Genomic DNA, 14,633 nt, shown 5'->3' with positions numbered 1-14,633 from the left:
CGCCCCCACCCCATACGACAACGTCGGCCCTCAAGACCACAACCGGGTCTCGAAGGCCGACGTCACGCCAGGCCCCGAATAAACCAACAGCATCCGCACCGGACCGCGGGGCCCCTGGCGTACGCGCCGGACCGGCGCCGCCCTCAGCGCTCCGAGCGGTGACAGATGTAGGCGAGCGTGCCCAGCAGCAGCCGGGCCTCCGGCGGGCGCGAGGAGTCCAGCGCCGGTGGCCGCAGCCACGTCACCGGGCCCAGGCCCGCGTGGTCGGACGGCGGAGCGGTCAGGAAGGACCCCGCGCCCAGCGCGTGCAGGTCGAGGCCGGCGTCGTCCCAGCCCATCCGGTACAGCAGGTGCGGCAGCTCGGCCGCGGCGCCGGGCGCCACGAAGAACTGCGCCCGCCCGTCCGGGGTCGCGCTCACCGGGCCCAGCGGCAGCCCCATCCGCTCCAGCCGCACCAGCGCCCGCCGCCCGGCCTCCCCGGAGACCTCGATCACGTCGAAGGACCGGCCCACCGGCAGCAGCAGCGCCGCCCCCGGGAACTGCGCCCACGCCACCGTGACCTCGTCCAGCGTGGCCCCGGCCGGGACCACCGCCTCGAACGCCAGCGGATGCGCGCCCGGCGCCGCGCACTGCGCGTCCCCGCACGAACAGTCCCGCCCGGGCGCCGCGGCCCGCGCCCCGGGGACCACGTCCCAGCCCCACAGCCCGGTGTACTCCGCCACCGCTGTGCACTCCGACATCCGGCCGCGGCGCCGGGCGCCGGACCGGAACTCCCTGGTGCTCCGGCCGCCGATGCTGCCGCCGATCGTGAAGCCCATGCCCATGCCCCCTCCAACGGGTCGGACGCACCGGTGGTTACGTAGCGGTCCCCGGGCCCGGCCGGCGCGCTCCGTGCCGCGCGCGCCCCGCCGTACACCCGTCCGCCAACTGCTTTCGGCTGTCGTGTGTCAAGTGAATCGCGCTTGACGGGTGGCGAGTTCATTCGAAGGGGTGGCGAATGGTGGCGATTGTGGAATCGACCTCGCCGAGGGGGTGATCGTAGGATTACTTTCAGTGCACGAGAGGCGAAGCTTCCGCATCCGTGGGTATGCCGGAGGCAAGAAGTGTTCCGGAATGGGGGCGTTCCAGTGAGCGGCAACGGCGCAGGCGGACCCGAGGTGGACGCCGCGGACCCCGGGGACTGCGCGGCGCGCGGCACCGGCCCCAACGAGCAGCTCACCTCCTGGTTCGTCCGCAGCGGCTGGTCCAAGGGCGAGCTCGCCCGCCAGGTCAACCGCCGCGCCCGTCAGATGGGCGCGCACCACATCAGCACCGACACCTCCCGCGTACGGCGCTGGCTCGACGGCGAACAGCCCCGCGAACCCGTCCCGCGGATCCTGTCCGAGCTGTTCTCCGAGCGCTTCGGCACGGTCGTCGCCATCGAGCACCTCGGCCTGCGCACCGCCCACCAGACCCCGTCCGTCTCCGGCGTCGACCTGCCCTGGGCCGGCCCCCAGACGGTGGCCCTGCTCGGCGAGTTCTCCCGCAGCGACCTGATGCTCGCCCGCCGCGGCTTCCTCGGGACCTCGCTCGCCCTGTCCGCCGGCCCCGCCCTCATCGAGCCGATGCAGCGCTGGCTCGTGCCGGTACCGGCCGCCGACCCGGTACCGCGCGACGGGGGCGGGGCGGGCCCGGCCGGACACCGGCCGCCCCGCCTGTCCGAGCCCGAGCTCGACCTCCTCGAGGCCACCACCGTCATGTTCCGCCAGTGGGACGCCCAGTGCGGCGGCGGCCTGCGCCGCAAGGCGGTCGTCGGCCAGCTCCACGAGGTCACCGACCTGCTCCAGGAGAACCACCCCGGGCCCGTCATGAAGCGCCTGTTCAAGGTCGCCGCCGAACTCGCCGAACTCGCCGGCTGGATGAGCTACGACGTCGGGCTGCACCCCACCGCCCAGAAGTACTTCGTCCTCGCCCTGCACGCGGCCAAGGAGGCCGGCGACAAGCCGCTCGGCTCGTACATCCTCTCCAACATGAGCCGCCAGATGATCCACCTCGGCCGCCCCGAGGACGCCCTGGAACTCATCCACCTCGCCCAGTACGGCAGCCGCGACTGCGCCGGCCCCCGCACCCAGGCCATGCTGTATGCGATGGAGGCCCGCGCGTACGCCAACATGGGCCAGCCCAGCCGCTGCAAGCGGGCCGTCCGGATGGCCGAGGACACCTTCGGCGACGTCGGCCTCGGCGGCGAGCCCGAGCCCGACTGGATCCGGTTCTTCTCCGAGGCCGAACTCAACGGTGAGAACTCCCACTCGTACCGCGACCTCGCCTACGTCGCCGGCCGCAGCCCCACGTACGCCTCCCTCGCCGAACCCGTGATGGAACGCGCCGTCGAGCTCTTCGAGAAGGACCCGGAACACCAGCGCAGCTACGCCCTCAACCTCGTCGGCCTGGCCACCGTCCACCTGCTGCGGCGCGAGCCCGAGCAGGCCACCGCCCTGATCGACCGCGCCCTCACCGTGGCGCAGAAGGTGCGCTCGGAGCGCGTGAACAACCGGCTCCGCAAGACGGTGGACACCGCCGCCCGTGAGTACGGCCACGTCGCCGACGTCGTCCGCCTCACCGACCACCTCGCCGCCCGCCTCCCCGAGTCCGCGGAGGCGGTCTGAGGTCCTGCGCGGACCTCCCCGAGGCCCCGGCCGCGGCAGTCACCCCGTGAAGCCCGATCAGGCTCCCCCATGCCAGGTCATCCGGGTCACTGCCGCGGCCGGCTTCCCAGCCCTCGCCCCCACGGGGTTCATGGGCGCGTAACACGCCCGACCTCTTCGTCACCGTCGCGAAACATCGAGCGGCACCGCCGGAAACCGGCCTGCGCGAATCTCATGGCCAATAACCGGCCAGTCCCCAGGCCCCCCGCCCTGGCTCCGCTCAGGTTTTCACGATCGCCCGCACGCGAACGTACCGACGACGAGGAGACGCCGATGGCATCAGCCATCACGACCCTTGCCGCAGACGCCCCACAGCTGTCTGCCGCGAACACCGGGTTCATGCTCATCTGCTCCGCCCTGGTCATGCTGATGACCCCGGGCCTCGCCTTCTTCTACGGAGGCATGGTCCGCGTCAAGAGCAGCCTCAACATGCTGATGATGAGCTTCATCAGCCTCGGGATCGTCACGATCCTGTGGGTCCTCTACGGCTTCAGCCTCGCCTTCGGCACCGATTCCGGCTCCGTCATCGGCTGGTCCTCCGACTACGTCGGCCTCAGCGGCATCGGCCTGACCCAGCTGTGGGACGGCTACACCATCCCGGTCTACGTCTTCGCTGTCTTCCAGCTGATGTTCGCGGTCATCACCCCGGCGCTGATCAGCGGTGCGCTCGCGGACCGCGTGAAGTTCACCGCCTGGGCGCTGTTCACCGCCCTGTGGGTGACCGTCGTCTACTTCCCCGTCGCCCACTGGGTGTGGGGCGCCGGCGGCTGGCTCTTCGAGCTCGGCGTCATCGACTTCGCGGGCGGTACGGCCGTCCACATCAACGCCGGCGCCGCCGCCCTCGGCGTCATCCTCGTCATCGGCAAGCGCGTCGGCTTCAAGAAGGACCCGATGCGCCCGCACAGCCTCCCGCTGGTCATGCTCGGCGCCGGTCTGCTGTGGTTCGGCTGGTTCGGCTTCAACGCCGGCTCCTGGCTCGGCAACGACGACGGCATCGGCGCGGTCATGTTCGTCAACACCCAGGTCGCCACCGCCGCCGCCATGCTGGCCTGGCTGGCGTACGAGAAGCTGCGCCACGGCTCCTTCACCACCCTCGGCGCCGCCTCCGGCGCGGTCGCCGGCCTCGTCGCCATCACCCCCGCCGGCGGCTCCTGCTCCCCGCTCGGCGCGATCGCCATCGGCGCCATCGCCGGTGTCGTCTGCGCCATGGCCGTCGGCCTGAAGTACAAGTTCGGCTACGACGACTCCCTCGACGTGGTCGGCGTCCACCTCGTCGGCGGTGTCCTCGGCTCCCTCCTCGTCGGCCTCTTCGCCACCGGTGGCGTGCAGTCCGACGTGGCCGGCCTCTTCTACGGCGGTGGCCTGGAGCAGCTCGGCAAGCAGGCCATCGGAGTCTTCTCGGTCCTGGCCTACTCCCTCGTCGTGTCGGCCCTGCTCGCCTTCCTCCTGGACAAGACGATGGGCATGCGGGTCAGCGAGGACGACGAGGTGTCCGGCATCGACCAGGTCGAGCACGCCGAGACCGCCTACGACTTCAGCGGAGCCGGTGGCGGCGCCTCCTCGCGCAGCACCGCCGCACCCGCCCCCGTAGCCGCCGCGAGCAAGAAGGTAGACGCATGAAGCTCATCACCGCGATCGTCAAGCCCCACAAGCTGGACGAGATCAAGGAAGCCCTCCAGCAGTTCGGCGTCCAGGGCCTGACGGTCTCCGAGGCCAGCGGGTACGGCCGCCAGCGCGGCCACACCGAGGTCTACCGCGGTGCCGAGTACACGGTCGACCTGGTCCCCAAGATCCGCATCGAGGTCCTCGTCGAGGACGACGCGGCCGACGACGTGTTGGACGTGGTGGTCTCCGCGGCCCAGACCGGCAAGATCGGCGACGGCAAGGTGTGGAGCGTCCCCGTGGACACGGTGATCCGGGTCCGCACCGGCGAGCGCGGCGCTGACGCGCTCTAGCGGACGGGAGCTCCTGGGTGACGAGCGTCGAACACTCCACGACGGATCCCTCCGATCCGGCCGGCCCGGGAGCCAGCGGTTACGCCGCGGCCCGGCTGCGACTCCTCCAGGAGGAGTCGCGGTCCGGGCCTTCGCGGCGTTCCGCGCTGGCGGGGCTGACAGACGACTGGCTGAACGCCCTCTTCACGACGGCCGCGCGCGAGACCGGGGTCCGCGGCGCCACCCTCGTCGCCGTCGGCGGCTACGGGCGCGCCGAACTCTCCCCGCGCAGCGACCTGGACCTGCTGCTGCTCCACGACGGCAAGGCCGGGGCCAAGGCGCTGAGCGCGCTGGCCGACCGGATCTGGTACCCCGTGTGGGACCTGGGCCTGGCCCTGGACCACTCGGTGCGCACCCCGGCCGAGGCCCGGAAGACGGCCGCCGAGGACCTCAAGGTGCACCTGGGACTGCTCGACGCCCGGCCCGTCGCCGGCGACCTCGGGCTGCTGGCCTCCCTGCGCACCTCCGTACTGGCCGACTGGCGCAACCAGGCGCCCCGGCGGCTGCCCGAGCTGCACTCGATGTGCCGGGACCGCGCCGAGCGCTGGGGGGAGCTGCGCTTCCTGCTCGAACCCGACCTCAAGGAGGCCCGCGGCGGACTGCGCGACATCACCGCGCTGCGGGCGGTCGCGGCCTCCTGGGTCGCCGACGCCCCCCGCGCCGGCCTCGCCGACGCCCGGCGGCGGCTGCTGGACACGCGTGACGCCCTGCACCTGGTCACCGGGCGCGCCGCCGACCGGCTCTCCCTCCAGGAGCAGGACGCCGTCGCCGGCCGGCTCGGCGTGCTGGACGCGGACGCCCTGCTGCGCGACGTGTACGAAGCGGCCGGCGTCGTCGCGTACGCGGGCGACGTGACCTGGCGCGAGGTGGGCCGGGTGCTGCGGGCCCGGGCGGCCCGGCCGCGGCTGCGCGCCCTGCTGGGCCCGCGCGGCGGCGCCGTGGAGCGGGCCCCGCTGGCGGAGGGCGTGGTCGAACAGGACGGCGAGGCCGTCCTCGCCCTGGCCGCCCGCCCCGAACGCGACCCGGTGCTCCCGCTGCGGCTGGCGGCCGCCGCCGCCCAGGCCGGACTGCCGGTCTCCCCGCACGCCGTACGGCGGCTGGCCGAGGCCGCCGGACCGCTGCCGGTGCCCTGGCCGGCCGAGGCCCGCGAGCAGCTGCTGACGCTGCTGGGCGCGGGTGAGCCGACCGTGGGCGTCTGGGAGGCCCTGGAGGCGGAGGGGCTGATCACCCGGCTGCTCCCGGACTGGGAACGGGTGCGCTGCCGCCCGCAGCGCAACCCCGTCCACACCTGGACGGTGGACCGGCACCTGGTCGAGACCGCCGTACGGGCCTCGGAGCTGACCCGCCGGGTCGGCCGCCCCGACCTGCTGCTGATGGCCGCCCTGCTGCACGACATCGGCAAGGGCTGGCCCGGGGACCACTCGGTGGCGGGCGAGACGATCGCGCGCGACGTCGCCGCACGGCTGGGCTTCGAGCCCGCCGACGTGACGGTGCTCGCCACGCTGGTCCGCCACCACCTGCTGCTGGCCGAGACGGCGACCCGTCGCGACCTGGACGACCCGGCCACCGTCCGGGCCGTCGCCGAGGCCGTCGGCTCGCCGGTCACGCTGGAGCTGCTGCACGCGCTGACCGAGGCCGACGCGCGGGCGACCGGGCCCGCCGCCTGGTCGGCGTGGCGGGGCTCGCTCGTCGCGGACCTGGTGCGCCGGGTCGCGGCCGTCCTGGACGGCACGGCGCCGGCGGCGGAACCGCCGGCCCCGAGCACCGAGCAGGAACGGCTGGCGGTCGAGGCCCTGCGCACCCGGGAGCCGGTCCTGACCCTGCACGCCCGGCACGAGGAGGACGTGGTCGGCGTCGAGCTGGCCGTGGCCGTCCCCGACCAGCCGGGCGTGCTGCCCGCCGTCGCCGGGGTGCTGGCCCTGCACCGGCTGACCGTACGGGCGGCCGACCTGCGCTCGGTGGAACTGCCCGACCAGCTGGGCGAGGTCCTCGTCCTGCGCTGGCGGGTCGCCGCCGAGTACGGCTCCCTCCCGCAGGCCGCCCGGCTGCGCGCGGACCTGGTCCGGGCGCTGGACGGCTCCCTGGACGTGCCGGCGAAGCTGGCGGACCGGGAGGCGGCGTACCCGCGCCGGCGCGGGGTGGTCCCGCCGCCCCCGCGGGTCACGGTGGTCCCGGACGTCTCCTCGCTGGCGACGGTCCTGGAGGTCCGGGCCCCCGACGCGGTCGGGCTGCTGCACCGGATCGGCCGGGCCCTGGAGGCGGGCCGGGTCCGGGTCCGCAGCGCGCACGTCTCGACGCTGGGCGCCAACGCGGTGGACACGGTGTACGTCGTGGACGCGGACGGCAAGCCGTTGGGCGGCGCGGACGCGGTGGCGCTGGCGGCGGCGGTGGAGGCGGCCCTGTCGTAGCGCTACGGCGCCGTTGCGGGGGCTTCGCCCCCCCCGCACCCCCGCGCCTCAAGCGCCGGCGGGGCCGGGAGTGCGCTTCAAACGCCGGCGGGGCTGGTGACATGCCCCGCCGGCCCCGGGAAATGCCGCCCGCGGGGCCGGGCCGGTGGCGGAGCCCGATACCCTGGGGGACGACCACCCTGCCCCCGACCCGAGGAATCGCGACCACCGTGTTCGATACGCTTTCCGACCGCCTCAGCGCGACCTTCAAGTCCCTCAGGGGCAAAGGCCGCCTCTCCGAGCAGGACATCGACGCTGCGGCGCGGGAAATCCGTATCGCCCTCCTCGAGGCCGACGTCGCCCTCCCGGTCGTCCGCTCGTTCATCGCGAACGTCAAGGAGCGCGCCCGCGGCGCGGAGGTCTCCAAGGCGCTCAACCCGGCCCAGCAGGTCCTGAAGATCGTCAACGAGGAGCTCGTCGGCATCCTCGGCGGCGAGACCCGCCGGCTGCGGTTCGCCAAGACCGCGCCCACCGTGATCATGCTCGCCGGTCTCCAGGGTGCCGGTAAGACCACCCTCGCCGGCAAGCTCGGCCTCTGGCTCAAGGCCCAGGGCCACGCGCCGCTGCTCGTCGCCTGCGACCTCCAGCGCCCCAACGCCGTCAACCAGCTCTCGGTCGTCGCCGAGCGCGCGGGCGTCGCGGTCTACGCGCCCCAGCCGGGCAACGGTGTCGGTGACCCGGTCCAGGTCGCCAAGGACTCGATCGAGTACGCGCGCACCAAGCAGCACGACATCGTCATCGTCGACACCGCCGGCCGCCTCGGCATCGACCAGGAGCTGATGCAGCAGGCCGCGGACATCCGCGACGCCGTCAGCCCCGACGAGATCCTTTTCGTCGTCGACGCCATGATCGGTCAGGACGCGGTCAACACCGCCGAGGCCTTCCGTGACGGCGTCGGCTTCGACGGCGTCGTGCTCTCCAAGCTCGACGGCGACGCCCGCGGTGGTGCCGCGCTCTCCATCGCGCACGTCACCGGCAAGCAGATCATGTTCGCCTCCAACGGCGAGAAGCTCGACGACTTCGACGCGTTCCACCCCGACCGCATGGCGGGCCGGATCCTCGACATGGGTGACATGCTCACCCTCATCGAGCAGGCCGAGAAGACCTTCTCGCAGGCCGAGGCCGAGAAGATGGCGGCCAAGCTCGCCAAGGGGCCCAAGGAGTTCACGCTCGACGACTTCCTGTCCCAGATGGAGCAGGTCCGCAAGATGGGCTCCATCTCCAAGCTGCTCGGCATGCTGCCGGGCATGGGGCAGATCAAGGACCAGATCAACAACATCGACGAGCGCGACGTCGACCGCACCGCCGCCATCATCAAGTCGATGACGCCGGCCGAGCGCAACGACCCGACGATCATCAACGGCTCCCGCCGTGCCCGTATCGCCAAGGGTTCGGGCACCGAGGTCAGCGCCGTCAAGAACCTCGTCGAGCGGTTCTTCGAGGCCCGCAAGATGATGTCGCGGATGGCCCAGGGCGGCGGCATGCCGGGGATGCCCGGTATCCCGGGCATGGGCGGCGGCCCCGGCCGGCAGAAGAAGCAGGTCAAGCAGGCCAAGGGCAAGCGCAAGAGCGGCAACCCGATGAAGCGCAAGGCCGAGGAGGCCGCCGCCGCGGCCCGCCGCGAGCAGGGCGGCCAGGGCGGCCCGGGTGACGAGGCGGTCGCCGGCGGCAACCCGTTCGGCCTGCCGGCCGGGCAGGGCGGTCAGGACTTCGAGCTGCCGGACGAGTTCAAGAAGTTCATGAAGTAGCGCGCAGCGCCACGGCGCGTACGACGAGGGGCCCCGCCGGGCGGACCGGCGGGGCCCCTCGTCGTGGTCCTCCGGAAGCGACCGTCCGGTTTGTCGCCTATGGTCGGCCGGGAGGACGGCAGAAGGAGGCGGCCACGTGCCCCAGCCCACCCCCGTGCCCCCGCGTGACCGGTCCGGCGCGCCCTGGCGCTCCGAAGGCGCCCCGCCGTCCCCGCCGCCCCGCAAGAAGATCAGCTGGCGGAACCTGGTCCTCGCCGCCCTGATCGTCTACCTGCTCACCAACCTGGTGCTCTCCTTCCTCAACAAGGGCGACGAGCCGACCGTCTCGTACACCGAGTTCAGCAAGCAGGTCGCCGACGGCAACGTCGCGAAGATCTACTCCAAGGGCGACGCCATCGAGGGCGAGCTGAAGAGCAAACAGCCGGTGCCCGGCGGCAAGGGCGACTACACCACGTTCATCACCCAGCGGCCCGCCTTCGCCGACGACGACCTCTGGGCGAACCTGACCGCCAAGGGCGTCACCGTCACCGCCTCCCCGGTCGTCGAGCACCGCAGCTTCCTCGCCAACCTGCTGATCTCGCTGGCGCCGATGCTGCTGCTGGTCGGCCTGTGGGTGCTCGTCGCCCGCCGGATGGGCTCGGCGATGGGCGGCGGGCTCGGCGGACTCGGCCGGAAAACGCCCCCCAGACCGGTGGAGCTGGCGGGCACCCGGCGTACCAGCTTCGACGACGTCGCCGGAATCGACGAGGTCAAGGCCGAGCTGAGCGAGGTCGTGGACTTCCTGAAGAACCCGGCGGCCTACCGCAGGATGGGCGCCCGGATGCCCGGCGGGGTGCTGCTCGCCGGCCCGCCCGGCACCGGCAAGACCCTGCTGGCACGGGCCGTCGCGGGCGAGGCGGGCGTGCCCTTCTTCTCCGCCTCGGCCTCGGAGTTCATCGAGATGATCGTGGGTGTGGGCGCCTCGCGGGTGCGGGAGCTGTTCGCCGAGGCCCGCAAGGTGGCCCCCTCGATCATCTTCATCGACGAGATCGACACCATCGGCCGGGCCCGCGGCGCCGGCGCGGGCATGGGCGGCCACGACGAGCGCGAGCAGACGCTCAACCAGATCCTCACCGAGATGGACGGCTTCTCCGGCTCCGAGGGCGTCGTCGTGATCGCCGCGACCAACCGCCCCGACGTCCTCGACCCCGCCCTGACCCGGCCGGGCCGCTTCGACCGGACCGTCCAGGTCTCCCCGCCCGACCGCGGCGGCCGGGCGGCCATCCTGGCCATCCACACCCGGGACATCCCGCTGGCACCGGAGACCGACCTCGTCCAGGTGGCCCGGGCCACCCCCGGCATGACCGGCGCGGAGCTCGCCAACCTGGCCAACGAGGCCGCCCTGCTCGCCGTGCGCCGCCAGCACGCCGAGGTCACCCAGGAGGACCTCTCCGACGCCCTGGAGAAGATCCAGCTCGGCGCCGAGCGCTCCCTGGTCATGCCCGACGAGGAGCGCCGGCGCACGGCGTACCACGAGAGCGGGCACGCCCTGCTGGGCATGCTGCACCCGGGCGCCGACCCGGTCCGCCGGGTCACGATCGTGCCGCGCGGGCGCGCCCTGGGCGTCACGCTGTCCACACCGGACGCCGACCGGTACGCGTACACCGAGGAGTACCTGCGCGGGCGGATCATCGGCGCGCTCGGCGGCATGGCCGCCGAACAGGTGGTCTACGGGGTCATCACCACCGGCGCGGAGAACGACCTCGAACAGGTGACCAATCTGGCACGCGGCATGGTCGGCCGCTGGGGCATGAGCGAGCGCGTCGGCCGGCTCACCGCGTTCCCCGCCGACAGCCAGGTCGCGTACGGCCTCGCCGCCGCCCCCGCCACGCTGGACACCGTCGACGCGGAGATGCGGCGGATCGTCGACGAGTGCTACGAGAACGCCTGCCGGCTGCTGCGCGAGCACCGCCACCGGCTCGACGCCCTCGCCACGGCCCTGCTGGCGGAGGAGACCCTGGACGAGGAGGCGGCGTACGCGGCGGCCGGTGTCCCCCGCACGAAGAAGTGACCGGTGCGGAAGGGGCCGGGCCGCGCACGGGGCCCACAGGAGCGGAGGGTGTTCAGCCCACCCGGGTGACGACGTAGCGGAAGATGTTCGGCAGCCACACCGTGCCGTCGGCCCGCTCGTACGGGTGCAGGGCCTCCGTCAGCTCCTTCTCCGCCTGCGCCGGGTCCGAGACGTCGTACAGGCCGGTGGACAGCAGTCCCCGCGCCGCGCTCTCCATGTCCGCGTAGCCGAACGGGCAGAACACCCGGCCCGAGCCGTCCGGCCGCAGCCCGGCCGCCTCGGCCAGCGCGTCCAGGTCGCGCGGGACGGGTCCGCCGCCCAGCACCGCCGGCGCCGTGCAGCGCTCCGGCGGCCCCCAGTCGGCCAGCACCACCGCCCCGCCGCGCCGCACCAGCGCCGCGGCGGCCGGCAGGGCGGCCGGATCCGGGGCGAAGGCCAGCAGGACGTCGTACGGACGGGCCGCGGCGGGCGCGGGCAGCTGCGGCAGCACCTCCAGCAGCCGCTCGCGCGCCAGGGCCCGCCGCGCGGGGTCCGGCTCCACGCCGGTCGCCGTGGCGCCGCGCCCGGCGGCCAGCAGCAGCGGCAGCCCGGCCCCGCAGTCCAGGCCGAGCAGCCGGTCGCCCGGCCCGACCTCCAGTCGCTCGTACACCGCTTCGTAGAGCGGTACCAGCATCCGTTCCTGGATCTCCGCCCAGTCCCGGGCGGCCAGCGTCGGCGTCAGCGTCGGTGTCATCGAAAGAGCGCTCCTGATTCCCGTCTCGCCCCCATGCCCCCGTTGTCAGAGAACTCCCACTTCGCCCCCGCGTCCAGAGGACTGCCGGACCCGATTCACGCTCGACGCGCCCGGCGCCGTACCATTCGCGCCATGGCAAAGGCTCCCGTTCTCACCCCCCAGTCGGAGGACTTCCCCCGCTGGTACCAGGATCTGATCAACAAGGCCGAGCTGGCCGACAACGGCCCGGTGCGCGGCACGATGGTCATCCGACCGTACGGCTACGGCCTGTGGGAGCGGATGCAGCAGGAGATGGACGCGCGCATCAAGGACGCGGGCGCCCAGAACGCGTACTTCCCGCTGTTCATCCCGCAGTCGTACCTGACGCGGGAGGCCGAGCACGTCGAGGGCTTCGCGCCCGAGCTCGCGGTCGTCACGCACGGCGGCGGCAAGGAGCTGGAGGAGCCGGTCGTCGTCCGGCCGACCTCCGAGACGATCATCAACGACTACTTCTCCAAGTGGGTGCAGAGCTACCGCGACCTGCCCCTGCTGATCAACCAGTGGGCCAACGTGGTCCGCTGGGAAATGCGTCCCCGCGTCTTCCTCCGTACGAGCGAGTTCCTGTGGCAGGAGGGCCACACGGCCCACGCCACGTACGAGGACGCCCGCGACTACGCCGCGCACATCCACCGCCACGTCTACGGCGACTTCATGACGAACGTGCTCGGCATCGACGTCGTGCTCGGCCGCAAGACCGCCAAGGAGCGCTTCGCGGGCGCCATCAACACCCTCACCCTCGAGGGCATGATGGGCGACGGCAAGGCGCTGCAGATGGGCACGAGCCACGAGCTCGGCACCAACTTCGCCAAGGCCTTCAACACCCAGTACCTGTCCAAGGAGGGCCGGCAGGAGCTGGTCTGGCAGACCTCCTGGGGCGTCTCGACCCGCATGGTCGGCGGTCTGATCATGTCCCACGGCGACGACAACGGTCTGCGCGTGCCGCCGCGGCTGGCCCATGTCCAGGTCGTCGTCATGGCGATCAAGGGCGACGAGGCCGTCGCGAAGGTGCGCGAGCTCGGTGCGCAGCTGAAGGCCGCCGGGATCCGCGTGCAGGTCGACGACCGGGTGGACACCCCCTTCGGCCGCCGCGCGGTGGACTGGGAGCTCAAGGGCGTCCCGGTCCGCGTGGAGATCGGCCCGCGCGACCTGGAGGCCGGCACCGCGATGCTCGCGCGCCGCATCCCGGGCGGCAAGGAGCCGGTGAGCATCGACGCGCTGGCCGACCTGCTGCCGAAGGTGCTGGAGGAGGACCAGGCGCAGCTGCTGCGCGAGTCCCGCGAGCGCCGTGAGGCCCGTACGACCGACGTCGCGACGATCGGCGAGGCCGCCGAGGCCGCGATCGCCGGCGGCTGGGCGCGGATCCCGTGGGACGTGCTGGGCCCGGAGGGCGAGGCCAAGCTCGCCGAGCAGGCCGTCTCCGTACGGTGCCTGGTCGCCGAGGACGGCTCGGTGCCGGTGGCGGACGATGCCCCGGGCACGCTGGCGATCGTGGCGCGTTCGTACTGACGCGCGCGGCCCGCGTGCGCCGGTGGCGCGCGTCGGGCGGTGACGTCCGGGGGTTCCCCGGACGTGGGGCGGCCGTGAGGCGACCACGTCCGGGGGACCCCCATACGTACCGACTCCTCCTGAGTTCTGCGCACCCGCCCTCGTCCGGTCGCATGAGACTGAACTGACTGGTACGTGCAAAAAATTTGGAATGGCCCGGAATCGGAACACCGTGGCACCTCGGCTCGTTGTCACGACGTGAGCACGACACCACCTGTTCTCGCCGCAGAGCTGGCGCAGGCGTGGGCCGACATTCAGCGGTACCACCCCGAGCTGCCTGACCTTGCCGCGCCCGAGTCCCTGATCGGAGAGTCCTCGTCCGCCTGCGGCGCGGAGCTCTCCTTCGAGCGACTGCTGCACGAGGCAGTCCACGGCATCGCCGCCGCCCGAGGTGTCCGCGACACCTCGCGCGCCGGCCGCTACCACAACCGCCGTTTCCTGGCGATCGCCGAGGAGATGGGCCTGGACCACTCCGACGAGCCGCACGCCAGCAGCGGCTTCTCGCTGGTCTCGCTCAACCCCGAGGCGAAGAAGCGCTACCGGCCGACCATGGAGCGGCTCCAGCGCGCGCTGAAGGCGCACATGGTGGCCACCGCCGCGGACACCAAGCGCAGCTTCCGGGGTCCGGCCGCCCGGCACGGGTCCTCCGGGGGCGGGGTCCGGGTGAAGGCGGTCTGCGACTGCGGGCGCAACGTCCGGGTGGTGCCGTCGGTGCTGGCCCAGGCGCCGATCGTGTGCGGGGGCTGCGGCAAGCCCTTCCGTATCCCGGAAGTGGCCGTGGGTGCGGCCGCGTCCTGACGCGGCACGGGCATGTGGCACAATGGCTAGCTGTACTCGACAGTCGCATAGGACCCCTCTCTCCTCCGGCTGACGCGTCCATCGGGCACCCGAGTACCGCAACCCCACGTGGCATCTCATGTGCCCAACCACGTCAAGTTCAGGAGACACCACTCCAGTGGCAGTCAAGATCAAGCTCAAGCGCCTCGGCAAGATTCGCCAGCCGCACTACCGCATCGTCGTCGCCGACTCGCGCACCCGCCGCGATGGTCGTGCGATCGAGGAGATCGGTCTGTACCACCCCACGTACAACCCGTCGCGCATCGAGGTCGACTCGGAGCGCGCGCAGTACTGGCTGTCCGTCGGCGCCCAGCCGACCGAGCCGGTGCTCGCCATCCTGAAGCTCACCGGTGACTGGCAGAAGCACAAGGGCCTGCCGGCCCCGGCGCCGCTGCTGCAGCCGGCGACGAAGGAGGACAAGCGTCGCTCCTTCGACGAGTTCGCGAAGGCGCTGGAGGGTGGCGACGCCAAGGGCGAGGCCATCACTCAGAAGGCGAAGAAGGCCGACAAGAAGGCGGACGAGGCTGAGGCCGCCGCCGAGTCGACCGAGGCCTGA

11 protein-coding genes are annotated in these 14,633 nt (G+C 72.8%); 9 read left to right on the top strand and 2 right to left on the bottom strand.

Annotated features, from left to right (window positions below; genetic code table 11):
• Nucleotides 1-143: 143 nt before the first annotated feature.
• On the bottom strand, nt 144-818 hold the full coding sequence (locus ACIPXB_RS28790) for a bifunctional DNA primase/polymerase (RefSeq protein WP_401454413.1): 675 nt from the start codon (nt 816-818) through the stop codon (nt 144-146).
• A 309-nt stretch (nt 819-1,127) separates the two neighbouring features.
• On the opposite strand from ACIPXB_RS28790, the gene ACIPXB_RS28785 reads away from it, so the two are divergent.
• From ACIPXB_RS28785 to ftsH, 6 genes are all read left to right on the top strand, one after another.
• Nucleotides 1,128-2,645, top strand: a complete 1,518-nt coding sequence (locus tag ACIPXB_RS28785) for a hypothetical protein (RefSeq protein WP_401454411.1) — start codon at nt 1,128-1,130, stop codon at nt 2,643-2,645.
• Between the two features lie 312 nt (nt 2,646-2,957).
• On the top strand, nt 2,958-4,304 hold the full coding sequence (locus ACIPXB_RS28780; protein ID WP_401454409.1) for an ammonium transporter: 1,347 nt from the start codon (nt 2,958-2,960) through the stop codon (nt 4,302-4,304).
• A complete protein-coding gene (locus tag ACIPXB_RS28775) occupies nt 4,301-4,639 on the top strand; it encodes a P-II family nitrogen regulator (protein ID WP_401454408.1) in 339 nt (112 codons plus the stop codon). Before ACIPXB_RS28780 ends, ACIPXB_RS28775 begins: the two co-directional genes overlap by 4 nt.
• A 17-nt stretch (nt 4,640-4,656) precedes the next feature.
• The gene (locus ACIPXB_RS28770) at nt 4,657-7,086 is read left to right on the top strand and encodes a [protein-PII] uridylyltransferase (RefSeq protein ID WP_401454407.1); all 2,430 of its coding nucleotides are present in this window, start codon (nt 4,657-4,659) and stop codon (nt 7,084-7,086) included.
• Nucleotides 7,087-7,295: 209 nt separating this feature from the next.
• Nucleotides 7,296-8,873 carry a signal recognition particle protein gene (ffh, locus tag ACIPXB_RS28765; RefSeq protein WP_401454406.1) on the top strand — a complete coding sequence of 526 codons (1,578 nt, stop codon included), beginning with the start codon at nt 7,296-7,298 and terminating at the stop codon, nt 8,871-8,873.
• Nucleotides 8,874-9,009: 136 nt separating this feature from the next.
• Nucleotides 9,010-10,923, top strand: coding sequence for an ATP-dependent zinc metalloprotease FtsH (gene ftsH / locus ACIPXB_RS28760; protein WP_401454405.1), 1,914 nt, complete (start codon nt 9,010-9,012; stop codon nt 10,921-10,923).
• A 52-nt stretch (nt 10,924-10,975) separates the two neighbouring features.
• Here ftsH and ACIPXB_RS28755 read toward each other — a convergent pair whose 3' ends face one another.
• The gene (locus tag ACIPXB_RS28755; protein ID WP_401454404.1) at nt 10,976-11,656 is read right to left on the bottom strand and encodes a class I SAM-dependent methyltransferase; all 681 of its coding nucleotides are present in this window, start codon (nt 11,654-11,656) and stop codon (nt 10,976-10,978) included.
• Between the two features lie 132 nt (nt 11,657-11,788).
• On the opposite strand from ACIPXB_RS28755, the gene proS reads away from it, so the two are divergent.
• From proS to rpsP, 3 genes are all read left to right on the top strand, one after another.
• The gene (gene proS / locus ACIPXB_RS28750; protein WP_401454403.1) at nt 11,789-13,201 is read left to right on the top strand and encodes a proline--tRNA ligase; all 1,413 of its coding nucleotides are present in this window, start codon (nt 11,789-11,791) and stop codon (nt 13,199-13,201) included.
• Between the two features lie 237 nt (nt 13,202-13,438).
• Nucleotides 13,439-14,038: a hypothetical protein gene (locus tag ACIPXB_RS28745; RefSeq protein ID WP_401454401.1), complete on the top strand. Its 600-nt coding sequence runs from the start codon at nt 13,439-13,441 to the stop codon at nt 14,036-14,038.
• 157 nt (nt 14,039-14,195) lie between these two features.
• Nucleotides 14,196-14,633: a 30S ribosomal protein S16 gene (gene rpsP / locus ACIPXB_RS28740; protein WP_401454400.1), complete on the top strand. Its 438-nt coding sequence runs from the start codon at nt 14,196-14,198 to the stop codon at nt 14,631-14,633.

The sequence above is a fragment of the Streptomyces sp. NPDC090022 genome (genome assembly GCF_044748145.1).
Taxonomy (GTDB): Bacteria; Actinomycetota; Actinomycetes; order Streptomycetales; family Streptomycetaceae; genus Streptomyces.
Note: the sequence above shows the minus strand (reverse complement) of the source record. Positions and strands in the feature narration are given on the sequence as shown.

What these genes read in the sequence shown, in the direction of transcription:
- proS (WP_401454403.1), top strand. Translation starts at nt 11,789, where the DNA reads ATGGCAAAGGCTCCCGTTCTCACCCCCCAGTCGGAGGACTTCCCCCGC.
- ACIPXB_RS28755 (WP_401454404.1), bottom strand. Translation starts at nt 11,656, where the DNA reads ATGACACCGACGCTGACGCCGACGCTGGCCGCCCGGGACTGGGCGGAG.
- ACIPXB_RS28780 (WP_401454409.1), top strand. Translation starts at nt 2,958, where the DNA reads ATGGCATCAGCCATCACGACCCTTGCCGCAGACGCCCCACAGCTGTCT.
- ACIPXB_RS28775 (WP_401454408.1), top strand. Translation starts at nt 4,301, where the DNA reads ATGAAGCTCATCACCGCGATCGTCAAGCCCCACAAGCTGGACGAGATC.
- ACIPXB_RS28790 (WP_401454413.1), bottom strand. Translation starts at nt 818, where the DNA reads ATGGGCTTCACGATCGGCGGCAGCATCGGCGGCCGGAGCACCAGGGAG.